A 24238-nucleotide genomic window follows, 5' to 3' on the forward strand; every position below is an offset into this window, starting at 1 on the left:
AATTATAACGGCCCTGACGGGTAAACCCGTAAAAAGGGCAGGGAATACAGTAACCCACTGAGGCAAACAACGATGACAGAACGCGTACAAGTCGGCGACCTTCAGGTCGCAAAGAACCTGTTCGATTTCGTTAATAACGAAGCAATTCCGGGCACGGGTGTCGACGCTGACAAATTCTGGGCCGAGTTCGACAAGATTGTTCACGAATTGGCTCCCCGCAACAAAGAGCTGCTTGCCAAGCGCGACGACATCCAGGAGAAAATGGACACCTGGAATCGTGACCACAAGGGCCAGAAGCTCGACATGGCCGAGTACAAGTCGTTCCTGAAGGATATTGGCTACCTGGTTGATGAGCCTGGCGACTTCAAAATTTCCACCTCGAATGTGGATCCGGAAGTGGCCACCATGGCGGGTCCCCAGCTTGTGGTTCCGGTGATGAACGCCCGTTTTGCACTGAACGCTGCCAACGCCCGTTGGGGTAGCCTTTACGACGCGCTGTACGGCACCGATGCGATCTCCGAGGAAAACGGCGCCGAAAAAGGCCGTGGCTACAACCCGGTTCGTGGTGCCAAGGTCATTGAATTTGCGCGCAACCTTCTGGACAGCTCCGCTCCGCTGGCTTCTGGCAGCCACAAAGACGCAGCCCGGTATCTGGTTGAGGGTGGCAAGCTGGTGGTCAAGTTGCAGAACGGTGAGTCTACCGGCCTGAAAGACGAGTCCGGCTTTGTGGGTTACACCGGCGCCGCCGATGCACCCACGGGCGTGCTGTTGGTCAAGAATGGCATGCATTTCGAGATTCAGGTCGATGCCAGCCATCCGATCGGGAAGGATGACGGGGCGCATGTAAAAGATGTGCTGATGGAGTCGGCTCTGACCACCATCATGGACTGTGAGGATTCTGTCGCTGCCGTGGATGCGGATGATAAGGCTCTGGCCTACCGCAACTGGTTGGGGCTGATGAAGGGCGATCTGGAAGAGACCTTCGAGAAAGGCGGCCAGCAAACCACCCGCAAGATGCACGGTGATCGTGCCTACACCAAGCCGGAAGGCGGAGAGCTGGTGCTGAAAGGCCGCAGCCTGATGTTTGTGCGTAACGTGGGTCACCTGATGACCAACCCTGCCATCCTGCTGAAAGACGGCAGTGAAGTGCCTGAGGGGCTGATGGACGGCCTCATGACCTCACTGATCGCGATTCACGACCTCAAGGGCACTGGAAAGCTGCAGAACAGCACCACCGGCTCGGTTTACATTGTTAAGCCGAAGATGCACGGGCCTGAAGAAGTGGCGTTTACCAATGAGTTCTTCGGTCGTGTTGAAGATGCGCTCGGTCTGCCGGCCTTCACCCTGAAAGTTGGCATCATGGACGAAGAGCGGCGCACCACCGTTAACCTCAAGTCCTGTATCCATGCCGCCAGGGAGCGTGCCGTATTCATCAATACCGGCTTCCTTGACCGCACTGGTGACGAAATCCACACATCCATGGAGTTGGGGCCGTTTATCCGCAAGGGGCCGATGAAGCAGGCTGCCTGGATTCAGGCCTACGAGCAGTGGAACGTGGACGTCGGGCTGGAAACCGGTTTCCGTGGTGTTGCCCAGATCGGTAAAGGTATGTGGGCGATGCCGGACCTGATGGCAGGTATGCTGGAAGCCAAGATTGGCCACCCGAAAGCCGGCGCCAATACCGCGTGGGTTCCATCACCAACAGCGGCTACGTTGCACGCCACCCATTATCATCAGGTGAGCGTTGCGGATATCCAGCAAGAGCTGGAAAGCCGCACCCGTGCCAACCTGGATGACATCCTGACCGTGCCTGTAATGGACGACCCGAAATCCCTGTCGGCGGAAGAAATTCAGCAGGAGCTGGACAACAACGCCCAGGGTATTCTTGGTTACGTGGTGCGCTGGATCGACAGCGGTGTCGGTTGCTCCAAGGTTCCCGATATCAATGACGTGGGCCTGATGGAAGACCGCGCTACCCTACGTATCGCTTCGCAGTTGCTGACTAACTGGCTCTACCATGGCATCTGCACCGAAGAGCAGATCAATGAAACCATGAAGCGCATGGCAGCGGTGGTTGATCGCCAGAATGCGAACGACCCGTCCTACCGTGACATGGCGCCGGAGTTTGAGGGCAGCATTGCCTTCCAGGCCGCCATGGATCTGGTTCTCAAGGGCCGTGAACAGCCAAATGGCTATACCGAGCCGCTTCTGCACGCCTATCGTCTGAAGGCGAAAGAGAAGTACGGTCAGTAATCCGGGCCGGTGATAAAAAACCCCGCGAATGCGGGGTTTTTTTATGAGGCCAGATTAATCCTTGTGTAGCTCGTTCGCTGCATAGAGCGTGTTCTGTAGTAGCGTGGCAATGGTCATCGGCCCTACGCCTCCCGGAACCGGGGTGATGTAAGCAGCCCGCTCCGACGCCGCTGCGAAATCCACATCGCCACGCAGTTTGCCGTCTTCCATCCGGTTGATTCCCACATCAATCACCGTTGCTCCGGGCTTGACCCACTCGCCCTTGATCAGTCCTGGCTTTCCGACCGCGGCAATCAGAATGTCCGCTTCCCGCACAAATTTCTCGAGATTGTCGGTAAACCGGTGGCATATTGTGACTGTGGCGCCTTTGAGCAGCAGCTCCATGGTCATCGGGCGGCCGACGATGTTGGATGCGCCGACGATAACCGCGTGCTGGCCCTTGTAAGGGGTGTCTACGCTGTCCAGCAGGGTGATGACGCCTGCGGGCGTGCAGGGTCTCAGGGCCGGTTTGCGCTGCATCAGGCGGCCGATGTTGTAGGGGTGGAAGCCGTCCACATCCTTGTCAGGGCGGATCTTTACCAGAATGGGGTCTGGGTCCATATGGTCGGGCAGGGGAAGCTGCACCAGGATGCCGTCTACGTCAGGGTTCTCGTTGAGCTCGTCAACCAGTGCCTCCAGGGCCTCCTGTGACGTGTCTTCCGGAAGGTCGTAGGAGAGCGACATGATGCCCGCCTCGTCACAGGCCCTGCGTTTGTTGCCTACGTATACGTGCGAGGCCGGGTCATTGCCCACCAGCACCACAGCCAGCCCCGGCGCACGAAGCCCCTGCTGTTTACGGGCCTCGGTTCCTGCCGCAACCTGTTGTCGCACAGAGGCGGCGATATCTTTTCCGTTGATCAGTTTGGCGCTCATGTCTTTGTCTTGTCGGTTGTGCGAAAATAAAGGCGCAGCATTGTCTCATGCTTGGGCTCCGTCGCCAATCGATGGGCGAAAACCCCAAATGCGTGTTGACGGACCGGTTCGGCGCCGGTAATATGCGCGCCAACTTTGCTGAGGTATCTGTTGTTCAGTTTAGACGGGGTATAGCGCAGTCTGGTAGCGCGCCTGCTTTGGGAGCAGGATGTCGGGAGTTCGAATCTCTCTACCCCGACCACTTTCTGGCCAGTCCAGGATATTGAACAGTCAGGTGGGCGAACGGTTTATGCGCTCGTAGCTCAGCTGGATAGAGCATCGGCCTTCTAAGCCGGTGGTCGCAGGTTCGAGTCCTGCCGGGCGCGCCATACCGCAGACGGTTTGATCCGTCCCGGAGACACCGAATCAGCAAAGTTAACCTGAAGTACCTGTTGGGGTCTGCCCGGCGGTAGTCTGGATGTGGTGGACGTAGCTCAGTTGGTAGAGCTCAGGATTGTGACTCCTGCGGTCGAGGGTTCGAACCCCTTCGTCCACCCCACTTTCCCGCTTACAGTGATGCGCAGCTCCTTTAGATTGAGAATTCCGATTTTTTTGCCTCGGTGGTGGAATTGGTAGACACGATAGGTTTAGGTCCTATTGCCGCAAGGCGTGGGGGTTCAAGTCCCTCCCGAGGTACCAAATCAGAAACCCTCTCAGAAACTCTGAGGGGGTTTTTTTATGGGTTACAGAAGTGGCTGGAGAGTGATTCCTGTCACATTGATGTTTATAGCCCCCTTTCTTTTTTGGTTTTAATCCCCAACTCTCGTTTCAGATAAAAGAGCGGGGCGCCCATATTCCCGGAAGTTGCCTGTAACAGGTGGATTCTCTCGGCACGGCAAACCGTGATAAACTACCCGCTTTTAAATTTGCGTCCTTTTCAGGAAATTCGTCCTGAAATCGATTTTAGCTTTTATTTTCATTCACATACCGAACCTGTAATTTGAGGATCTTCCATGCAAGTGTCTGTTGAAACGACCTCCAACATCGAACGTCGGATGACAATCGGTGTGCCCGCCCAGGAAATCGACCAGGCGGTTCAGAAACGCCTGCAGGAAACCGCTCGCACGGTAAAGATGAACGGTTTCCGCCCGGGCAAGGTGCCCATGCGTGTGGTGAAGCGTCGTTTTGGTGACAGTGTCCGTCAGGAGATTGTCGGCGAGGTTATGCGCGACAACTACATCAAGGCGCTGCAGGAGCAGGACATCAACCCGGCGGGTTGGCCGAAGTTCGAGCCGAAAACCATGGAAGAGGGCAAGGACCTGGAGTTCGTCGCCATTTTCGAAGTACTGCCGGAAGTGGAGCTGGGTGACTTCAGCAAGATCTCCGTTGAGAAGCCGAAAGCTGAGATTGCCGATAAAGACGTTGACACCATGATCGACAACCTGCGTCGCCAGCAGGCCACCATGAAGTCGGTCAAGCGTAAGTCCAAGAACAAGGATGTGGTGCTGATTGATTTTAAAGGCACTGTTGATGGTGAAGAGTTCGAGGGTGGTGCTGCCGAGAATCACAAGCTGACCCTTGGCTCAGGTCAGATGATTCCCGGTTTCGAAAAGGGCATCGTCGGCGGCAAGGCCGGTGAAGAGCTTGAAATCGAAGTGACCTTCCCCGAGGACTACCAGAACGAAGAGCTGGCGGGCAAGCCGGCTAAGTTCGATATCAAGATTCACGAGGTTCAGGAGCCGCAGCTTCCGGAGCTGGATGCTGAATTCTTCAAGAAATTTGGTATCGACGCTGAAGACGAAGCCACGTTCCGTGAAGAAGTGCAGAAGAACATGGAGCGTGAGCTCAAGCAGGCGGTCTCCAACAAGGTTAAGAATGACGTAGTTGAGGGGCTTCTGGAAAGCACCGAGCTTGATGTGCCCACGGCCCTGGTGGATCAGGAGATTGATCGCCTGCGCCAGGATGCGGTACAGCGGTTCGGCGGCCAGGTAGACTTCCAGCAGCTGCCTAAGGAAATCTTCGAAGAGCAGGCCCGTCGCCGTGTGAAAACAGGCCTTCTGTTCCAGGAAGTCGTCAAGCAGAACGACCTGAAGGCAGATCCTGCTAAAGTGGATGAAAAGATCCAGGAAATTGCGTCAACGTATGAACAACCTGAAGAGGTTGTGGCGCATTTCAACAGCAGCCCTGAACAGAAGCAGCAGATCGAGTCATCTGTTCTTGAAGATGCGGTTGTTGATCTGATTCTTGACCAGGCCAAGGTCAAGGAGAAGAAGCTGAAGTACGAAGAGGCTATCCAGGCCGGTCAGCAGCAGCGCTAAAGACGGCAGGGCTATTACAGATTGGCCCTGCATGCCTGGGAAGTAGAACAGCCGGTACGTCCGGCTGTTTTCATCTTGGCCCGGTGCTGGCACAGTAATAGCGATAAGAAAAACGAGGCGTAGCTGATTTATAAGCGGTGGCGATAAAACGCCACTCCATTGTCCAGAAGGAGTTCACGCGCATCATGACGCAGACACCAATTGATGGTCCCGCAATGGTTACCAATTCCGGCCTGGTACCAATCGTTATCGAGCAGACCGCACGAGGCGAACGTTCTTTTGACATCTTTTCCCGTCTGTTAAAGGAGCGGGTAATCTTCCTGGTGGGCCCGGTTGAAGACCATATGGCCAACCTGATTGTGGCTCAGTTGCTGTTCCTTGAGTCCGAGAACCCGGACAAGGACATTCATCTGTACATCAACAGCCCGGGTGGCTCCGTTACTGCGGGTATGTCTATCTATGACACCATGCAGTTCATCAAGCCCGATGTGGCCACGCTGTGCGTGGGTCAAGCTGCCAGCATGGGCGCTTTTCTGCTGGCGGGCGGTGCAGAGGGCAAGCGTGCCTGTCTGCCGAATTCGCGGGTTATGATTCATCAGCCGTTAGGCGGTTACCAGGGGCAGGCTACGGATATTGAGATCCACACACGTGAGATTCTGAAGATCCGTCACACCCTGAATTCTATCCTGGCCCATCATACCGGCCAGAAGCTGGACACCATCGCCAAGGATACGGACCGTGATAATTTCATGGATCCTCAGCAGGCGAAGGACTACGGGCTGATTGATTCTATACTTGATAAGCGTGTACCGAATAAATAATACTGAAGGTAATCGCAACATTCCCTGCCGGCGTATTGAGGTGAGTGCGCCGGCAAACCAAGCTCAGAGGTATTTCAATGGCAGATGAAAGAAACGGCAGGGGCGACGATAACGGCAAGTTGCTGTACTGCTCGTTTTGTGGAAAGAGCCAGCATGAAGTCCGTAAGCTCATTGCAGGGCCCTCGGTGTTCATCTGCGACGAGTGCGTCGATCTGTGCAACGATATTATCCGGGAGGAAATCCAGGAAAATGCACAGGAAGAGGCCAGTGATCGTCTTCCGACACCCGCTGAAATCCGCGACACGCTGAATGAATACGTGATCGGCCAGGACCGGGCCAAGGTGGTGCTGTCTGTAGCGGTTTATAACCACTACAAGCGCCTCCGCTACGGTGAGGGCAAGGCCGAGGTAGAACTTGGCAAGAGTAATATCCTGCTGATCGGCCCGACGGGTAGTGGTAAGACCCTGCTTGCCGAAACGCTGGCTCGGATGCTGAATGTTCCCTTCACTATTGCCGACGCAACCACGTTGACCGAGGCGGGCTACGTCGGTGAAGACGTCGAGAACATCATCCAGAAACTTCTGCAGAAATGCGACTACGATGTCGACAAGGCCCAGCGGGGCATTGTGTACATCGATGAAATTGACAAGATTTCCCGCAAGTCTGATAACCCGTCCATTACCCGGGATGTGTCCGGTGAGGGCGTTCAGCAGGCCCTGCTCAAGCTGATTGAGGGCACCGTGGCGTCCGTTCCTCCCCAGGGCGGCCGCAAACACCCGCAGCAGGAATTCCTGCAGGTGGACACCGGTAACATGTTGTTTATCTGCGGCGGCGCCTTTGCCGGCCTGGATAAGGTGATTCAGGAGCGCTCAGAGCGCAGCAGTATTGGTTTCTCTGCGCTGGTGAAGAGCCCGGACGACACCAAGAACACGGGCGATATCATTAAGGATGTCGAAACCGAGGATTTGGTCAAATATGGCCTGATCCCGGAGTTCGTCGGTCGTTTGCCGGTGGTGGCGACTCTGACGGAACTGGATGAAGAGGCGCTTGTCCAGATACTGACTGAGCCCAAGAACGCTCTGACCAAACAGTACCAGAAGCTGTTTGACATGGAAGGCGTGGAACTGGATTTTCGTGAAGACGCGTTGCGGGCTGTTGCTCGCAAAGCCATGGAGCGCAAAACCGGCGCCCGTGGTCTTCGTTCCATCATGGAGGCGACATTGCTGGACACCATGTATCAGATACCGTCTGAACATGATGTCTCCAAGGTGGTGATTGACGAGAGCGTCATCAGCGGCCAATCCGAGCCCTTCAAGATTTATGCGAGCAGCGACCACGCCAAGGCGGTACCGGAAGATTAATGCTCCGGTCAGTCGGCGTTTAAAAAAGGGCGGAAACGCCCTTTTTTTATGCCCGCACCGTGCCGGGAAATGGTGCCTGGGCGCGTAAAAAGATTGCAATTTTTGCTGTCGCCCCAATGAAGGGTGATATGCTGAATCAAACATCGTCAGAGGATTTTCTATGACCCTGATACCTGAAGAGTCCGTGCAAGAATACCCGCTGTTGCCGCTGAGAGATGTGGTGGTGTTCCCGCACATGGTGGTGCCGCTGTTTGTGGGCCGAGAGAAGTCCATACAGGCACTGGAAGCGGCCATGGAGGGCAACAAGGAAATCCTGCTGGTGGCTCAGAGAGATGCGTCGACGGACGAACCAGGCCCGGATGATGTGTTTGCCATGGGTACTGTAGCCACAGTATTGCAAATGCTCAGGTTGCCGGATGGCACCGTCAAGGTCCTGGTTGAGGGCAACGCCCGTGCAACCGTTACCGGCATCGCTGAAGGCGAGTATCTCGCCGGTACGGCCATGCTGATGGATGAGGACTCGCTGCCAGCCAGGGAAGAGGAAGTACTGGTCAAAACCCTGATGGACGAGTTCGAGAAGTACGTGAAGCTCTCCAGGAAGGTGCCCTCGGAAGTCTCCAATGCGCTGACCGGCATCAATGAGCTTGAGCGCCTTGCAGATACCATGGCAGCCCATCTGGAGCTGAAGATTCCCGAGAAGCAGGAGCTTCTTGAAGCCCTCGAGATTCGCCAGCGCGTTGACTTGCTGCTAGGCAAGCTGGACGGCGAAATTGACCTGATCGAAGTTGAAAAACGCATCCGCGGCCGCGTCAAGAAACAGATGGAGCGGAGTCAGCGGGAGTACTATCTCAACGAGCAGATGAAAGCCATCCAGAAGGAGATGGGCAGCCTCGGTGAGGGCAACAACGATTTTGAAGAGCTTGAGCAAAAGCTGGAGGAAGCCGGCCTGCCCGAAGAGGCCCGCAAGAAAACCGAAGCGGAACTGAACAAGCTCAAGATGATGTCACCGATGTCTGCAGAGGCAACGGTGGTGCGTGGTTACATCGACTGGATGCTGGCCATTCCCTGGAAAAAACGCAGCCGTGTTCGCCACGATATAGAGAAGGCCCGCGATATCCTGGATGAGGATCACTACGGGCTGGACGAGGTGAAGAAGCGGATTCTTGAGTATCTGGCGGTTCAGAGCCGGGTGAAAAAAGTGAAGGGCCCGGTTCTCTGTCTGGTAGGTCCTCCCGGTGTTGGTAAGACCTCCCTTGGCCAATCGATCGCTCGCGCGACCAATCGCAAGTATACACGTATGGCGTTGGGCGGCGTCCGTGATGAAGCGGAGATTCGTGGCCACCGCAAAACCTACATTGGTGCCTTGCCCGGCAAGTTGCTTCAGAAGCTGTCCAAGGTGGGTGTGAAGAACCCGTTGTTCCTGTTCGACGAGATCGACAAGATGGGCATGGACCATCGTGGCGACCCGGCATCAGCGTTGCTGGAAGTGCTCGACCCGGAACAGAACCACACCTTCAACGACCATTACCTGGAGGTCGATTACGATCTCTCCGACGTGATGTTCGTGTGCACCTCGAACTCCATGGACATTCCGCCGGCGCTGCTGGACCGCATGGAGATTATTCGTATTCCCGGGTACACCGAGGACGAGAAGGTCAACATTGCGCTTAAGTATCTGCTGCCCAAGCAGGTCAAGGCCAATGGTCTGCGCAAGAACGAACTCGACATGCCGGAGCAAACGCTTCGTGACCTGATTCGCTACTATACCCGTGAGGCCGGCGTACGCGGCCTTGAGCGTGAGATCGCCAAGATCTGCCGCAAAGTGGTGCGGGATCACGTTGAAAGCGGTGACAAGGCCTCTGTGACGCTCTCGCCCGAGATGCTTGAGGACTATTCCGGCGTCAAGAAGTTCAAGTATGGCCTGGCCGAGGAGAAGAATCAGGTCGGGCAGGTAACAGGCCTTGCCTGGACCCAGGTCGGTGGTGAGCTGCTGACTCTCGAATGCGCGTTGACCAAAGGCAAGGGACGGGTGGTCAAGACCGGCTCCCTGGGTGATGTGATGCAGGAGTCTATCCAGGCCGCCCTGACAGTGGTCAGAAGTCGCGCACTGGGGTTGGGTATCAGTGACGATTTCCATGAAAAGCACGATCTGCACGTTCACGTTCCTGAGGGCGCAACGCCAAAAGATGGTCCTAGCGCCGGTATCGGCATGTGCACGGCACTGGTTTCTTCATTGACCCAGATTCCGGTTCGGGCCGATGTGGCGATGACCGGCGAGATCACCCTGAGGGGCCGCGTGCTGGCCATCGGCGGCCTCAAGGAAAAGCTTCTGGCGGCACACCGGGGTGGCATCAAGACGGTGATTATCCCGGATGAAAATGTTCGTGATCTCAAAGAGATACCGGAGAACATCAAGGAATCACTGGAGATCCGTCCGGTCAAATGGATTGACGAGGTTCTGGACATTGCGCTGGCCTATCCGCCCGAACCGCGCGCCGAAGATTCGTCCTCGAAACCGGGTGCAGGTAAGCCCCGTGACGAAGACGGCGACGCTGCAGAGCGCATAAATACACATTAAACCCGCGTTGAATTGTTGACATGCGAGAGAGCCCATTGGTATAACTGTTTCGCCGTGAAGCAGCCAATATCAAGGGCTCCCGCGCAGTTAATGCCTATTCCGAACACCGGTTAGTAACCGAAAGGAATAAAAATAGTGAAGAATGGAATTCTCTGACCGCTTATGCGATAGTCGGGAACGTCCAGGAAACAACAAACCAACCTATAACATCTTCAACCTGAAATCGAAGGGGTTTAGTGTGAACAAGTCCGAACTGATCGATGCAATTGCAGAATCCGCAGATATCTCCAAAGCCGCTGCTGGCCGTGCTCTGGATGCCATGACCACCTCTATCACCGGTGCCCTTAAAAAAGGCGATCAGGTAACCCTGATTGGTTTTGGTACTTTCTCTGTTAAAGAGCGTGCCGCTCGTACTGGCCGTAACCCGCAGACGGGTGCCGAGATCAAGATCCCGGCCTCCAAAGTGCCTGGGTTCAAGGCAGGTAAGGCCCTGAAAGACTCCGTTAAGTAACGGACTCTTTCATCTGGCAATGTCCGGGATTCCCGGTCATTGTCGGAGCGGTTGGCCCGGTGGCGATACCGCTGCCAGCCTGCTCCAGATGAATTCAAGGCGCATTCCTGAAAGAATGCGCCTTTTTACGTTAAGAGACCCTCACAGACTTTGATCAGGGATCCGGGAGAGACATGCTTCAAGATATTCGGGAAAATGCCCAGGGCACCATTGCCAAAATCATCATTGGCCTTCTGATTGTTTCACTTTCTATCTGGGGAATGGACGCGATTGTCGGTGGTTTTTCCGGCGAGCCTGAAGTGGCGACGGTCAATGGGGAAGACATTACCGAGAGGGAATTCCTCCGGGTTGTACAGATTGAGAGTCAACGCCGCCTGTCCGAGATGGAGAATCCAGATCCGTCGTTGCTGGATGAGGATCAGGTTCGTCAGGATGTTCTCGATGCCCTGATCCAGCAGAAAGTGATGACCCTGAACGCCGAAGACCAGGGGCTGGAACTCTCTGATGCCGATATTGACTCCCTGATCACCCAGATGCCCCAGTTCCAGGTAGACGGTACCTTTAACCGCGACCGGTTTGTCTCTGCGGTCAGGAATATGGGAATGGGCGTTGCCGAGTTTCGCGAAACCATGCGCAAGCAGTATGTGGTGAACCAGATCCGTGCCGGTATCTCTCAGAGTGGCGTAGTGACGGATGAAAATGTGGTCCAGTTGCTGCGCATCCAGAACCAGACCCGTGACTTCCGTGTGACGACGCTTTCTGCAGACGCTGTGAGCGATCAGGTGGAGGTGACCGAGGCCGATGTGGAAGCGTACTACGATGAGAACCAGGACGCCTTCAAGCTTCCTGAGAGCGTGGATGCCAGTTACATCGTTCTGTCACTGGCAGCACTTGCCGAAACCATCGATGTCAGTGATGACCAACTGCGTGACTATTATGAACAGCGGTCCTCTGAGCTGGCCCGCGAAGAACGACGTGCCTCACACATCCTGATTGAGGATGGAGAGAACGCTGAAGAGACCATGGCGACAATTCAGGAGCGTCTGGCAGCCGGTGAGTCGTTTGCAACGCTGGCTGAAGAGTTCTCCGTGGATACGGTCTCCGCAGAGCAGGGGGGCGATCTGGGCTTTGCTGAGCGTGGTGTCTACGATCCGGCCTTTGAAGAAGCCCTGTTTGCACTTGAAGAAGGGGAAGTATCCGATCCGGTGTCCACCAGCTTCGGTGTTCATCTCATCAAGCTTGAGGACGTGCAGAAAACCGAAGCACCCCCATTGGCAGAATTGGAAGATCAACTCCGCCGCGAGCTTGCCCAGCGTGAAGCCACCGAGCGTTTTGCCGAAGTTCGCTCAGAGCTTGCTGACCTGGCTTATGCGGCTGATGATCTGGCCGGTCCAGCAGAAGAACTGGGTCTTGAAGTGCGGGAAAAGAGTGGTATCACCCGGAACGGGGGTGAAGCGCCCTTTGATCACGCGGGTCTGATCCGCCAGTTGTTTTCCGAGGATGTATTGACCGAAGGCTTTAACACCGAGCTGATTGACGTCGGCGACAACATGTCCGTCGTAGCTCGGGTGGATGAGTACCAGGAAGCACAACAGCAGCCGCTTGAAGAAGTGGCCGATGAAATTCGTGCGGCGCTGACCAGTCAGAAGACTCGTGAAGCGCTCAGAGAGCGTGCTGACGCGATCATCGCTGACCTTGAATCCGGCAAGAACATTGAAGAGCTGGGGCTTGAGGAGTGGCAATCCTATGAGGATCAGCCCAGGAGCAACCCATCGCTCGGTGGTGCTGTCATGTCCCAGGTGTTTTCACTTCAACGCCCTGGTGACGGAGACAATGTCTACGGCTCGGTGGTGTCCAGTGACAGCGCGACCATCGTGGCCCTCGATGCGGTTAACGAGGGTGACGTGAACCGGGATGGTGGTGAATTCCGGCAGCTTCGCGGTTTCCTGGCATCGCTTGAGGGGCAGCGCGAGTATCAGGCGTATCAGCAGTTCCTCAGAGAGAACGCCGAAGTAGAACGGCCGTAACAACAAGGCACCCGGTATCGGGTGCCTTGTTGCATTGCACGAGAGGCCCGGGCAACGTCCCGGGCTTTTTTAGTTGGCTTCGTCGATGTAGATTTCGGGGGTCTCCCCGCGTACATCGAAGTAGAACCCATAGGTACCGGTCTCGGGCGGGGTAAAGCGGAAGTTTTCGAAGACCGCGGAGCAATTAGTCTTTACCGGTTTGTTCAACTGAACATCCTTGTCTTCTTCCGACAGGTAGCCGCAATTGGTGCCTGACGTCCAGTTGGCATCACCAAACTTGAACTCGTAGGGTTGCCCGTCAGCCTTGAGTTCCACTTCCGTGCGATAGAGCCCGTTGTCCACTTTCTTGACCTTGTACTCCGGCAGTGCATCCCACCAGGCAAATTGCCCGCGTAGGTACAAGGATTTGCTGTAGTCGCGTTCACCACCGGTGGTGGCGCAACCGGCTGTGATGGCCATAACCGAGGCCAAAGCCAATGTTGTGAGTTTCCTGTTCATGATTGTCTCCTTTATGGTTGCTGGCCCCATGGGATCTGTTCCTCCATGGGGCCGCCAGGGCCGTTGTCAGCGGCCCTATCGATTGAATACAGCCACTGACAGGGCCGGTACCGTGAAGGTGCCGTTCGCTGCTGCAGCGGTCTGTTCCGGGGAGGTGTCCGCCATCACGGAAAAGGCCTCATTTAGGCTGGTGTCCAGTGCCTGTTGGGTCCCTGTGCTGTTGATCACCACGACGACCTGATCCACGTCGCTGTCCAGATCGGTCAGGCCGTTGTCGGGGCCATCGTCCAGACTGAAGGCAATCACGCCGGGTACCTGGCTGGGTCCGGTGTTGTGGAACGACAGTCGTTCACTGACCTGTTCAGCGGTGCGTAGACGGAAAAGCTCGCTTTCGTTACGAACGATCAGCAACTTCTCGACCTGCTCGCGGGTGTAGTCGATCTCGCTTGGCGTTGGGCCGGCCTGGAACTGGCCGATGATCTCGGTGATCAGGTCCCAGTTCGCGCCGTCCTTGTCCTGACGGGGCAGGCCACTATTCCAGGCGGTTTCCTGGTAACTGAAGTCGACTTCATTAAACCAGTCGCCGGAATCGTAACTGTCCCTTTCCATGGATTTGGAACGCAGCAATTCCGAGCCCATATGGATGAAGGGAATGCCCTGGCTGAGGATGGGGACGGAAAGTCCCACCACCTGCATCTGGGCACGTTCCTGAAGCGTGGCGGCGAAATCCGCCTTGTACTGGTTGTTGTCCCAGAGCGTCTGGTTGTCGTGCTTGGAGACGTAGTTGATGATTTCCTGGGGATCGCTGGTATACCCGGCACTCTGACCGTTGTAATCGATCTCCGCGCCGGTTCTGGTGGTGCCATCGGCGGTGATCAACGAATAGTCGCTCAGGCTGCCGGCAATGCCAACGCGGATCCAGTCGCTGATCTGCAGCAGGCGGGTTTTCTCAGCGTCGCTGCCGCTGTTTCGGTCGTTGGGGATGCTGAACAGACCATTGCTGAAGCCCTGGTTGGCGCGCAGTGCGTCACCGCCATCGAAGGGGCCGCCACCACGTACGGCGTCACGCAGGCGATCGTTGAAGGAGCCGATGCCCGTTCCGGCCATGTTTGGCTGGATGGCGTTGACGCCACGCGCATTATTGGCGACTTCACCGAAGTTCCAGCCCTCACCGTAGAAGTAGGTGTCTGGATCGACCGCAGTTACGGCATCCAGCGCCTTTTCCATATTCGACAGCATGTGATGCCCCATCAGGTCAAAGCGGAACCCGGAAATGCCGTACTCCGACGCCCAGGTGACCAGGGAGTCGATCATCAGCTTTTCCATCATCCGGTGCTCGGACGCGGTGTTTTCACAGCAGGTTGACTGCTCAACAACGCCGGTTTCGGGGTTCTGGCGGTGGTAGTAGCCGGGGACCAGTTTGTCGAGAACCGACTTGTCGGCAAGCCCTGAGGCGTTGGTGTGGTTGTAGACCACATCCAGGACCACGTTCAGACCCAGATTGGTGGCAGACTGCACCATTTCACGGAATTCCCGTATCCGGGTCACCCCGTTGGCATCGGAGGCGTAGCTGCCCTCGGGAACGGTGTAGTGCACCGGGTCATAGCCCCAGTTGAAGCTGTCGAGGCCACGAAAAGTGCCATACAGCGCCTGGGCATCGCCGGTTGCAGGGTCGAAGGATGCCAGGACCGTGCGGATGGTGTCGCCACTGCCGCAGAGGTCCGCATAGTTCGCTGCGGCTTCGTCAGACAGGTCGCACAGTTTGCTGAAGTCGTCGTCGATATTGACCACCTCGTCCGGGTTTTCGTTGATCGTTGCGATATCGAAAGACGGCAGCAGGTGGAGATGGGTGATGCCGGCGTTCGCCAGGCTTTCCAGGTGAGTGACGCCATCGCTGATGGATTCCGTAAAGGCGGCGTACTTGCCCCGGTTGGCAGCTGCAACGGTTTCGTCGGTGGCGCTGAAATCGCGAATATGGGTCTCATACACCACGACATCCTCGGGGGCCTGCACTGTCGGTGGGGTCAGGCTGTCCCAGTTGGCCGGTTTCAGGTCGCTGTCAGCCAAATCGACGACCTGCGCATACACGCCATTTTCAGAAAGGCTCAGGGCATAGGGGTCCGATGTCATGGTGGTTTCGATGGCATCGGTACGGGGGTGGTAGACCGTCACCTCATACTGGTAGAACTTACGGTCGACATCGGCGGTGTTGCCGGTATGCCTCCAGACACCGTTATCCCGGGTCATGTCTACCGGATAGCCGCTCACCATGCTGCCGTCGGCATTGAACACGTGCAGGCGCAGGCTCTGGGCCGTTGGGGCCCAAACCGCAAACCCGGTATCGGCACCGCTAACGGTTGCGCCCAGAGTGCCGTCATAGGCATAGAGATCGTCGAGCACACCCGGGATCTGAAGGCGGGTAGCCGACATCAGCTCATCATTGCCATTGTAAGCGCCGGCAATCAGTTGGCCGCGCAAAGCGTCCATTTTGGTCTGACTGTCGGTGTCCACGCTATAGGCTGGCCAGTCTGCAAGATGGGGGAAGGCCTCTTCCAGCTCTGGCGAGAGGGTGGTTGCGCTCAGCTCAATAACGGTGCCCCCGTTCAGGGTTTTATCGGTGTTATCGACAGTGATGCCGGCGCCAGCGTCATATCGAAGTTCGACTCGGGTCGCCGCGGCGGTGTCGGCAAAGACGAGCGTATTGGCGTCCAGCCAGTGAGCCTTGGCGCCGTCGACGGCCAGTTCCTCGGCTTCGATCGGGTCGGGGGAGAGCAACTGACTGCCGCTGATCGTGAAAATACGATTGCCCAGGGCGCCGAAGTGCCAGCGTTTATCATTATCACCCAGGTCTTTTTCATCGCCTTTGTGCATGATGAAGTTCATGCAGTCGCCGCCGTCGCGCATGGGAATGATGTAATAGGCGCCGTAGGTGTCGTTCACGCCACTGGCGGTGTGTGGGTCGGTCCACTCGGTCGGCACGCCTTCCGCCAGGCCATCGCAACCGGCTGCGGCGTCGTTCCAGAGATGGAGCCCCCAGCCGTCATAGTCGCCGGCGGGGCGTTTGTAATAGAGGATGGCTTCGTTGTCGCCGGGTTCCAGCAGGGCGGTGGAGTCCCCGCCTCCGCCGTCGCCGGAGTCTGAAGATGAGCTGTTGCTACCGGAGTTGCAACCGACAAGAGCCAGGGACAAAGCCAAGGCCCAGCCGCCTGCAACCAGTTTATGGTCAGGCATAACGCGTATCCTTTTTCCATTGTTGTTGTTTGGGATGTTGCTTGCGAACCGGCAGAACCTGTACGCAAACGTTGCAGGATCATGGTTGCGCGAAGAGCTCGGCCACACATCCTTCGGCAACGGACTTTTGCGGGCGTAGTCTGAGGGGCGTATGGGGAGTAGAGAATAGAGGAGTGGTGCGTACAAAAAAGGGCCGGCTGAAAAGCCGGCCCAAGGAGGTCCAACGAGAGTGTGTGGTGTTTAGAGCCTTACCACCAGGCTTCGATCTGGGCACCGATCTGGATGTCGCCATCGATGCCTTCACTACGAGCGGCTTCCGCCTGATCGCCGAAGAACGCTGCCGCGTAGGCACGAATCACCGGGCGCGCCCAGTAACCGGGGCCTGCGCTCCACTGTTGCGCAATGGCAACTTTCTGCAGGTCGGTTTCTTCGTCGTTGTAGGGGTGGTGCACATCCTCATAGCCGATTTCCAGAGCTGTGCTGGTCACGGAGTTCCAGTTGTAGATCGGGCGAGCAACAACACTCAGGCGGGTGGGTTCCTCTTCGTTGATCGGGCCGTAGGTTTCACCTTTGGAGTACAGGGCGGAGTAGCCAAGCTCCCAAGGGCCTCCGAGCTTGACCACGCCGTGGTTCAACACGCGCCAGCTCTTCTCGAGCGTGCCGTCGTAGTAAGGGGCGTTGAGGCTCGCGTTGCCGCCCTGGTTGGCAAAGGCGGCTTCGCCCAGGGAGTCGGTCGCATACTGCAGGACGAATTTGTTAAAGCCACCCATGAAACCAGATGACAGTTCAATGGTACCGAAGAAGCCGTCTTCGTCCATGATGCCAGCGGCCTCCTGCTCATCGGTCAAGTCAGCCATGCCATAGATGCCCGCCAGTGTCAGCGTGCTTTCGCCAACCGGGAAGGCGTAGCGCAGGTCCAGCTTGTTGTTCTGAACGATGGTGTCGCTTTCCTGCTTGTCAAAGTTGATCCATGCAGCAGAGAACTGGCCAGCACCGGCCTGAATGTTTTCAACGCCCGCGCCGTAGCCGGAGTTGTTGATGTAGAACAGGTCCAACTGGTGCACGTCATGACGCTTGTAGAAGCGCTTGCCAGCCCAGAGTGTGGCGCCAGGCAGAGATTCGATGACGTTGGTGCCGGACACGTAAAGCTGACGCACCGCTACTTCGCCGCCGCTATAGGGGTTGCCGTTGTTGCGAGTGGTTTCCTCGCCGGCAAAATCGACGCCGTTGACATCGTCGGCGCCGTCAAATGCCTGGTAGTCGTTACCCTGGTTGATGGCTTCGTAGGAGACCATGGAGTCGAAGCGGAACGTTTTACCGTCCTGGCTGAAGAGCTGGTCACCAAAGGCCAGTTCCGCATAAGTGTCGCATTCGTCTGCAAGGCGTCCGACAAAGTGGCCGTTGGCACCGCTACCGAAACAGGTTTGTTCCCCGCCACTGCTGGTGTTGGTGGAAAGACCTGAGCGGGCGTAGCCATGAAAATCAACGGCGATGGCGGGCGTAGCCATGATGGCAGCTGTGACCGCAGCCGCAAGCGGGAGTTTGTTCGGGAAAAAGCGCTTATTGTTTTGCATCATCTGTGTCCTGTGCTTTTTGTCTTTTTTGAATGTCAGGGAAGCGGAAGTTCCGGCATCGTGTCGTGGACAGTCAGTTCCGGATCAGGCTTCCGGTTCCCTTGATTGCAGCTTCTGCCAATCAGACATTGGGAAACCGGATTTCATAGTCCTGTAACGGGAGGGGTAGTGCATCCTCCGCCCTGAAGAAAAAGGGGGGTGAGTTTTCAGGGGGAGGAGGGGCGTAGAAGGATGAGACACCAAATCAGTGGCTTTGCTACCTTTGAAAGCCGCGCGTTTAGGTCATTGGGAAGCGGGTAGGTTTCAGGCTTTCCTTGATTTTTTTCAGATGGCCCAGGAAATCCGCCCCGCGCTTGAGGGTGACGCCGGTCGCAAGGATGTCGATCACTGTTAGGTGAATAATGCGAGAAGACATTGGCATGTAAACCTCGGTGTCCTCCGGCGCCGTTACTTCAATGACCACCGTGCAGACGTCTGCCAGTGGCGAGTCGGGCATGGTGATGCCGATAACGGTAGCGCCGTTGGTGCGGGCGTGCTGTGCAATTTCAACGGTTTCACGGGTGCGCCCGGTATAGGAAATAAGCACGATGACATCGCCCTTGGTGGCCCCTGCGGCTACCATGCGCTGCATCAGGGCGTCATCGTACGACATGACCGGGATATTAAAGCGGAAGAACTTGTGCTGGGCGTCCATGGCAACCGGTGCGGAGCCGCCCATGCCGAAGAAGTTGATCTGCTTGGCTTGGATCAGATAGTCGATGGCCGACGCCAGTGCTTTTGGATCAAGGGCCTGACGTGCCTTGTCGAGGCTGGCAATGGTGCTGAGCATGATCTTGTCGGAGAACTCTGCGACAGTGTCGTCGGGCTCCACGTTCTGACCAATGTACGGCGTGCCAGTGGCAATGCTCTGGGCCAGGCGTATCTTGAAATCGGGAAAGCCGGTGGCTGAAAAACCGCGACAGAAACGGTTGACGGTCGGTTCACTGACGTCCGCCGCCCTGGCCAGAGCGGCAATGCTGTAACGGGTGGCGGCACTTGGGTCGCGAAGAATCGCCTCGGCAACCTTGCGCTCTGATTTATTGAGCGTGTCCAGTCTTAGCTGGATGTCTTCGAGCAGGTTGTCATCGCGTTGCGCCTGGTTCGCAGCCATTTGGGATACTCCCTGAATCATCGGCGTTCTTGTGAAAATCCGCGCTGATTATAGCGTGTTTTTGGTAGGTTTGTGGTAGTAAAAGTGTCATTAATTGGAAAATATCCTTGGAAAATTTCATTTCTGGTGTCATTATTTGCATAAAATTACTACATTGACGCCTCGAGTCGTGCGGCGGTGTGTTGCTGCATGAAAACAAAGAGAGAAGGAACCGATGGCTGATCCGATAAATACCCGTTGTGACCTGATGATGTTTGGTGCGCTTGGTGATCTGGCGCAACGCAAACTGTTTCCCGCGCTGTATCAGCTGGAGCGGGCCGGACTGCTCCACAAGGGCACTCGTATTCTGGCAATCGCGAGAAACAAGGCAGACGGCGGCGAGGTTCGTAAGACGCTTCTTGGCAAGTTGAAAGAGCATGTCAGGAAAGACGAGTTTGATGCCGACGTGGCCGAGAAATTCCTGCAGCGCGTGGATTACCAGTTCCTCGATTTCACCAACCCTGAAGGTTACGGCGTCCTCAATGACTGGCGCAGCAAGGAACCCAGCAATCTGATCGTCTACATGGCCACGCCACCGGCCATGTACGGTGAGATTTCACGCAACCTCCGGGGAAATAACTGTTGCGACCAGAACACCCGGGTGGTTGTAGAGAAGCCGATTGGTCACGACCTTGAGTCGTCCAAGGTCATCAATGACGAGTTGGGTGAGGTTTATAACGAGAACCAGTTGTTCCGTATCGACCATTACCTGGGTAAGGAAACGGTACAGAACCTCATCGCGCTTCGGTTTGCTAACAACCTATTCGCTTCCCAGTGGGACCAGAACCATATTTCCCATGTTGAAATTTCGGTGGCTGAGAGCGTCGGTATCGAGGGCCGCTGGGGCTATTTCGATAAAGCCGGTCAGGTTCGCGATATGGTTCAGAACCACCTGCTTCAACTCCTGTGCCTGATCGCCATGGATCCACCCTCGGACCTGTCGGCAGACAGTATCCGCAATGAGAAAGTGAAAGTGCTGAAGGCGATGCGCCGTATCACTCCCGACATGATGGATACGCATGTGGTTCGCGGGCAGTACACCGCTGGCACCAGTGGCGGAAAGCCCGTGCCGGGCTATCTGGAGGAAGAGGGCGCGGCGCGCGGCAGCAAGACCGAAACCTTTGTGGCCCTGAAAGCCGAGATCGATAACTGGCGCTGGTCTGGCGTACCGTTCTACATCCGTACGGGTAAGCGCCTGCCGGAGAAGCTGTCGCAGATCATCATTCACTTCAAACCGGCGCCACACTACATCTTCGACCCGGACCAGAAACACCTGGCCAACAACAAGCTCATCATCCGTTTGCAGCCGGACGAGGGTATGTCCCTGCAAATTCTGACCAAGGACCAGGGGCTGGATAAGGGAATGCGCCTGCGCCAGGGGCCATTGGAGCTGACGTTCTCGGAAACCTTCGAAACCGACCGTATCCCGGACGCCTACGAGCGCCTGCTCTGGGAGGTCATGAAAGGCAATCAGTATCTGTTCGTCCGTCGTGACGAAGTGGAGCACGCCTGGCAATGGGTTGACCAGATCATGCGCAACTGGGACGACAGTGGCATACCGCCAAAACGCTACGCCGCAGGAACCTGGGGCCCGGTTGCCTCCATCGCCATGATTACCCGTGACGGAAGGAGCTGGTATGAAGATGCATGACCTGAATCTGCCGGAGTCAGTGGATGCGTATTTTTTCGACACCCCTGGTGATACGGCGGTTGCGCTGGCGGATGCAGTCGCAAAACACCTCTCGGAACGGCTGCTGATTGCACCCCGCGCCAGTCTGGTGGTGTCTGGCGGCTCAACCCCGCTGCCATTTTTCGAGGCCTTGAGGGAGAAGCCGTTGGATTGGGCGCGCATTGACGTGCTGCTGGCGGACGAGCGCTGGGTCTCCGAAGACGATAACGACAGCAATACCCGCCTGGTGCGGGAAAACCTTTTGCAAGGCCCAGCGTCAGAAGCCCGGTACCTGTCCCTCAAACAGCCTGGCGACACGCCGGCCGAAGGTCTGGCAGCTGCGGAGGCAGCCCTCGAAAAGCTCCATCTGCCGCTGGATGTACTGATCCTGGGCATGGGAAACGACGGCCATACGGCGTCATTGTTTCCCGATGCGCCTGAGCTCGACCGGGCCCTGGATACGGACTCGGCGGAAGTCGTGGCTCCGATGACGCCGCCTTCTCAGTCCCAGAAACGAATTACGCTGACACTGCGGGCCTTGAGCCGTGCGGGTTTCACGGCGATGCACCTGAAAGGGGATGACAAGCTGAAAACCTTGCAGGCTGCCTGCAGCGATATCGAAAATATCCGCGAAATGCCCATCCGCGCGTTCCTGAAACCGGGGTTGCAGGTTTATTGGAGCGCTTGAGGCTGTCTGCCCGAGATTTGTTATACCGGAGATATGTATGAACCAATTGTCTGATTTTCACCGCGAGCGCGTCCAGGCGGTCTTGAGCGCTTCCCCGCTTGTTCCGGTGATCACCATCAACCACCCGGACGAGGCGCTGCCATTGTGTCAGGCTTTGGTTGATGGTGGCATTCGAGTACTGGAAATCACGCTGCGTACCCCTCATGGCGTGAAGGCCATTGAGCAGGTGCGAAAAGCGATCCCGGACGCCTGGGTCGGGGCGGGCACGGTCACCAGCATTGCCCAGTACCGCCAGGTTGAAGCCGCCGGCGCCCAGTTCGTGATCACGCCGGGCGTCACCGAGGCCATCCTGGAGTTCGGTGTGACTTCGGAGGCGCCGTTGCTGCCGGGTATTTCAACGATTTCGGAGCTGATGGTTGGCTACAACCTGGGCTACCGAGAATTCAAGTTCTTCCCAGCCGAAGTCGCCGGCGGCATCCCCGCCCTGAAGGCCTTCTCCGGTCCCTTCCCGGACGTCACTTTCTGCCCAACCGGTGGTATTCGCCGCAACACTGCCAAGGACTATCTGGCCCTTAAGAACGTCTCGGCCGTTGGTGGTACCTGGTTGACGCCTGGTGATGCTGTTGCCTCTGGTGACTGGGGGCAGATTTCGGAGATTGTTCGTGGGAGTCTTGGTGACCTGTGAGCTCTGTTCTCGGTCTGTAGCCTGAGAGGTTGGGGTATTCGCGGTTGGTGGCAGGGCCGTTCGGGAAACGCTACGAGCACATCCATGTGCGCTTGGAATTGGCCATCCATGGCCAATTACATTCCCGAACGGCCCTACCACCAACCGCTTGTTCCGGTCTCAGAGGTATCTCCCTGGTTGCTTGAATCGCTTTGAGTCAATGCTTTGCGTGAAGAGGAGGGAGGCTAGTTTTGGTCATTTCGGCGAATAACGCGTTGTAAGCAAGAGTGTGGTCCAGCGATATCCGATTGGTCTAAGCAAGAGGCTGCGGGGCGGGGCTTCCCAAAATGTAATTGGCCAAGGATGGCCAATTTCAAGCGCACATGGACGTGCTCGTAGCGGTTTTGGGAAGCCCCGCCCCGTAGTCTCCTGGCACCAAACCAGCAGGCTACAAACGACGACACCTCCCAATTACCGCCTAGCGAATGTCCGCACCAACACGAACAATCTTCATAGTGTTCGTACCGCCCTGGGCATTCACATAATCACCCTTGGTAATCACCACCAGATCACCTTCTTTGACGGCCCCCATCCGAACCAGCTCCGCCACCGCGCGAGAGTTTGTCTGCTCGGGCGGAATCGTCGCCGAATCAAAAGGCACTGTCTGTACGCCTCGAAACATCGTCACCCGATGTTGGGTAGAGTGATTGCGGGAGAATGTGAAAATCGGAAGGCTCGACTTGATGCGTGACATCAGCAGCGGCGTCGCACCGGTTTCCGACATGCAGATAATCGACGTCACACCGTCCAGATGGTTGGCCGCGTACATAGCGGAAAGGGCAATCGCCTCGTCCACAAACTCCATGCTTTCATGGATACGGTGCTTGGACTGATGCATCGACGGATGCTTTTCCGCACCCATGCAAATTCGCACCATGGCCTCCACTGCTTCCGTGGGGTAGTCGCCGACCGCCGTTTCTGCAGATAGCATTACCGCGTCGGTGTAGTCCATCACCGCATTCGCCACATCGGAAACCTCCGCCCGCGTTGGCATCGGGTTCTCGATCATGGATTCCATCATCTGAGTGGCGGTAATCACCACGGTGTTCAGGGCGCGGGCGCGGTTGATGATGTGCTTCTGAACGCCTACCAACTCGGCATCGCCAATCTCAACCGCGAGATCGCCCCTGGCCACCATAACTGCGTCCGACGCATCGATGACCGCATCCAGGGCGGCGTTATCGTGGGCCAGTTCCGCGCGTTCAATCTTGGCAACCAGGCGGGCTTCCGAGCCGGCTTCCTTCAATAGGCGGCGGGCAACGTGCATGTCTTCTGCGGTGCGTACAAACGACACCGCGACATAGTCGGCGCCCAGGCGGGCAGCGGTTTTGATGTCCTGCTTGTCTTTCTCGGTCAGGGCTTCGGCGGAGAGGCCGCCGCCACGCTTGTTCAGGCCCTTGTTGTTGGACAGGGGGCCGCCGATAAGAACGCGGGAGGAAATGCTGGTGCCGTCGACGGACTCCACTTCCATTTCGATCCGGCCGTCGTCCAGTACCAGAATGTCGCCTGGTTTGACGTCTTCAATCAGTTGCTCGTAATCAATGCCGACGCGCTCATCATTGCCCGCTTCCTTGTCCATGCTGGCGTCCAGGATAAACTGCTGGCCGGCCTTGAGGGTCACCTTGTTTTCCGCGAAGCGTGCGATACGAAGTTTTGGCCCCTGGAGGTCGGCGAGCAGGGCGACAAACCGGCCGTTGGCGGCGGCAGATTCCCGCACCCGCAGGGCGCGTTGGATGTGGTCTTCCGCACTGCCGTGGGAAAAATTCAATCTCGTAACATCAACACCTGCAGCAATAATAGCTGACAGTGATTCCGGTGAATCAGTGGCGGGGCCGAGAGTGGCGACGATCTTGGTGCGCCTTAACATGGTTCCAGTTTCCTTTTGTTTTTCAGTGAAGCTTTCCG

At 56.7% G+C, this 24238-nt stretch carries 16 protein-coding genes and 4 tRNA genes; 14 read left to right on the forward strand and 6 right to left on the reverse strand.

The annotated features are described in order from the left end of the window. The first annotated feature begins 72 nt into the window (after nucleotides 1–72). Nucleotides 73–2253, forward strand: a complete 2181-nt coding sequence (locus tag ACTRWH_RS06760; RefSeq protein WP_286847807.1) for a malate synthase G — start codon at nucleotides 73–75, stop codon at nucleotides 2251–2253. 54 nt (nucleotides 2254–2307) lie between these two features. Here the strand turns inward: ACTRWH_RS06760 and folD are convergent, their stop codons facing one another. After that, a complete protein-coding gene (gene folD / locus ACTRWH_RS06765; RefSeq protein WP_075196075.1) occupies nucleotides 2308–3165 on the reverse strand; it encodes a bifunctional methylenetetrahydrofolate dehydrogenase/methenyltetrahydrofolate cyclohydrolase FolD in 858 nt (285 codons plus the stop codon). A gap of 164 nt (nucleotides 3166–3329) precedes the next feature. Between folD and ACTRWH_RS06770 the strand changes: the two genes are divergently transcribed. The 10 genes from ACTRWH_RS06770 to ACTRWH_RS06815 all read left to right on the forward strand — a co-directional run bounded on the left by ACTRWH_RS06770 (nucleotide 3330) and on the right by ACTRWH_RS06815 (nucleotide 12760). Then, a tRNA-Pro gene (locus ACTRWH_RS06770) sits at nucleotides 3330–3406 on the forward strand. A gap of 50 nt (nucleotides 3407–3456) precedes the next feature. Next, a tRNA-Arg gene (locus tag ACTRWH_RS06775) sits at nucleotides 3457–3533 on the forward strand. Between the two features lie 94 nt (nucleotides 3534–3627). After that, nucleotides 3628–3703: transfer RNA gene (locus ACTRWH_RS06780), tRNA-His, on the forward strand. A 55-nt stretch (nucleotides 3704–3758) separates the two neighbouring features. Beyond that, nucleotides 3759–3843, forward strand: a tRNA-Leu gene (locus ACTRWH_RS06785). Between the two features lie 314 nt (nucleotides 3844–4157). Further along, nucleotides 4158–5462: a trigger factor gene (gene tig, locus ACTRWH_RS06790; protein ID WP_036205090.1), complete on the forward strand. Its 1305-nt coding sequence runs from the start codon at nucleotides 4158–4160 to the stop codon at nucleotides 5460–5462. 185 nt (nucleotides 5463–5647) lie between these two features. Further along, nucleotides 5648–6283, forward strand: coding sequence for an ATP-dependent Clp endopeptidase proteolytic subunit ClpP (clpP, locus tag ACTRWH_RS06795; protein ID WP_036205091.1), 636 nt, complete (start codon nucleotides 5648–5650; stop codon nucleotides 6281–6283). A gap of 77 nt (nucleotides 6284–6360) precedes the next feature. After that, a complete protein-coding gene (clpX, locus tag ACTRWH_RS06800; RefSeq protein WP_007154039.1) occupies nucleotides 6361–7644 on the forward strand; it encodes an ATP-dependent Clp protease ATP-binding subunit ClpX in 1284 nt (427 codons plus the stop codon). Nucleotides 7645–7804: 160 nt separating this feature from the next. Beyond that, on the forward strand, nucleotides 7805–10222 hold the full coding sequence (gene lon, locus ACTRWH_RS06805) for an endopeptidase La (protein ID WP_036205093.1): 2418 nt from the start codon (nucleotides 7805–7807) through the stop codon (nucleotides 10220–10222). Between the two features lie 238 nt (nucleotides 10223–10460). Further along, nucleotides 10461–10733, forward strand: coding sequence for an HU family DNA-binding protein (locus ACTRWH_RS06810; RefSeq protein WP_036205867.1), 273 nt, complete (start codon nucleotides 10461–10463; stop codon nucleotides 10731–10733). 173 nt (nucleotides 10734–10906) lie between these two features. After that, nucleotides 10907–12760 (forward strand): SurA N-terminal domain-containing protein, encoded by a 1854-nt coding sequence (locus ACTRWH_RS06815; RefSeq protein WP_462826156.1) that lies wholly within the window; start codon nucleotides 10907–10909, stop codon nucleotides 12758–12760. Nucleotides 12761–12829: 69 nt separating this feature from the next. On the opposite strand, the gene ACTRWH_RS06820 is transcribed toward ACTRWH_RS06815, so the two are convergent. The 4 genes from ACTRWH_RS06820 to ACTRWH_RS06835 form a co-directional block, all read right to left on the reverse strand. Then, nucleotides 12830–13258 carry an early set domain-containing protein gene (locus ACTRWH_RS06820; protein ID WP_085680126.1) on the reverse strand — a complete coding sequence of 143 codons (429 nt, stop codon included), beginning with the start codon at nucleotides 13256–13258 and terminating at the stop codon, nucleotides 12830–12832. A gap of 75 nt (nucleotides 13259–13333) precedes the next feature. Further along, entirely contained in the window at nucleotides 13334–16489 is a 3156-nt protein-coding gene (pulA, locus tag ACTRWH_RS06825; protein WP_151982495.1) for a pullulanase-type alpha-1,6-glucosidase, read from the reverse strand. Between the two features lie 248 nt (nucleotides 16490–16737). Beyond that, complete coding sequence (locus ACTRWH_RS06830; protein ID WP_085680128.1) at nucleotides 16738–18063, reverse strand: carbohydrate porin; 1326 nt, start codon at nucleotides 18061–18063, stop codon at nucleotides 16738–16740. Nucleotides 18064–18340: 277 nt separating this feature from the next. Further along, nucleotides 18341–19213 carry a MurR/RpiR family transcriptional regulator gene (locus ACTRWH_RS06835; RefSeq protein WP_007155673.1) on the reverse strand — a complete coding sequence of 291 codons (873 nt, stop codon included), beginning with the start codon at nucleotides 19211–19213 and terminating at the stop codon, nucleotides 18341–18343. Nucleotides 19214–19427: 214 nt separating this feature from the next. Between ACTRWH_RS06835 and zwf the strand changes: the two genes are divergently transcribed. From zwf to ACTRWH_RS06850, 3 genes are read left to right on the forward strand one after another with little or no spacing between them, the layout of a single operon-like run. Next, complete coding sequence (zwf, locus tag ACTRWH_RS06840) at nucleotides 19428–20903, forward strand: glucose-6-phosphate dehydrogenase (protein ID WP_462826157.1); 1476 nt, start codon at nucleotides 19428–19430, stop codon at nucleotides 20901–20903. Continuing rightward, the gene (gene pgl, locus ACTRWH_RS06845) at nucleotides 20890–21609 is read left to right on the forward strand and encodes a 6-phosphogluconolactonase (protein WP_462826158.1); all 720 of its coding nucleotides are present in this window, start codon (nucleotides 20890–20892) and stop codon (nucleotides 21607–21609) included. Before zwf ends, pgl begins: the two co-directional genes overlap by 14 nt. Nucleotides 21610–21646: 37 nt before the next feature. After that, nucleotides 21647–22294, forward strand: coding sequence for a bifunctional 4-hydroxy-2-oxoglutarate aldolase/2-dehydro-3-deoxy-phosphogluconate aldolase (locus ACTRWH_RS06850; protein ID WP_462826159.1), 648 nt, complete (start codon nucleotides 21647–21649; stop codon nucleotides 22292–22294). Between the two features lie 457 nt (nucleotides 22295–22751). Here ACTRWH_RS06850 and pyk read toward each other — a convergent pair whose 3' ends face one another. After that, a complete protein-coding gene (gene pyk, locus ACTRWH_RS06855; RefSeq protein WP_292049385.1) occupies nucleotides 22752–24200 on the reverse strand; it encodes a pyruvate kinase in 1449 nt (482 codons plus the stop codon). Between the last annotated feature and the right edge of the window lie 38 nt (nucleotides 24201–24238).

The sequence above is a fragment of the Marinobacter sp. G5_S1_61_S3 genome (assembly GCF_054968585.1).

Excerpts from the sequence above, each read along its gene's own strand:
- ACTRWH_RS06760 (WP_286847807.1), top strand. The coding sequence starts at position 73 with ATGACAGAACGCGTACAAGTCGGCGACCTTCAGGTCGCAAAGAACCTG.
- folD (WP_075196075.1), bottom strand. The coding sequence starts at position 3,165 with ATGAGCGCCAAACTGATCAACGGAAAAGATATCGCCGCCTCTGTGCGA.
- tig (WP_036205090.1), top strand. The coding sequence starts at position 4,158 with ATGCAAGTGTCTGTTGAAACGACCTCCAACATCGAACGTCGGATGACA.
- clpP (WP_036205091.1), top strand. The coding sequence starts at position 5,648 with ATGACGCAGACACCAATTGATGGTCCCGCAATGGTTACCAATTCCGGC.
- clpX (WP_007154039.1), top strand. The coding sequence starts at position 6,361 with ATGGCAGATGAAAGAAACGGCAGGGGCGACGATAACGGCAAGTTGCTG.
- lon (WP_036205093.1), top strand. The coding sequence starts at position 7,805 with ATGACCCTGATACCTGAAGAGTCCGTGCAAGAATACCCGCTGTTGCCG.
- ACTRWH_RS06815 (WP_462826156.1), top strand. The coding sequence starts at position 10,907 with ATGCTTCAAGATATTCGGGAAAATGCCCAGGGCACCATTGCCAAAATC.
- ACTRWH_RS06820 (WP_085680126.1), bottom strand. The coding sequence starts at position 13,258 with ATGAACAGGAAACTCACAACATTGGCTTTGGCCTCGGTTATGGCCATC.
- pulA (WP_151982495.1), bottom strand. The coding sequence starts at position 16,489 with ATGCCTGACCATAAACTGGTTGCAGGCGGCTGGGCCTTGGCTTTGTCC.
- ACTRWH_RS06830 (WP_085680128.1), bottom strand. The coding sequence starts at position 18,063 with ATGCAAAACAATAAGCGCTTTTTCCCGAACAAACTCCCGCTTGCGGCT.
- ACTRWH_RS06835 (WP_007155673.1), bottom strand. The coding sequence starts at position 19,213 with ATGGCTGCGAACCAGGCGCAACGCGATGACAACCTGCTCGAAGACATC.
- zwf (WP_462826157.1), top strand. The coding sequence starts at position 19,428 with ATGGCTGATCCGATAAATACCCGTTGTGACCTGATGATGTTTGGTGCG.
- pgl (WP_462826158.1), top strand. The coding sequence starts at position 20,890 with ATGAAGATGCATGACCTGAATCTGCCGGAGTCAGTGGATGCGTATTTT.
- ACTRWH_RS06850 (WP_462826159.1), top strand. The coding sequence starts at position 21,647 with ATGAACCAATTGTCTGATTTTCACCGCGAGCGCGTCCAGGCGGTCTTG.
- pyk (WP_292049385.1), bottom strand. The coding sequence starts at position 24,200 with ATGTTAAGGCGCACCAAGATCGTCGCCACTCTCGGCCCCGCCACTGAT.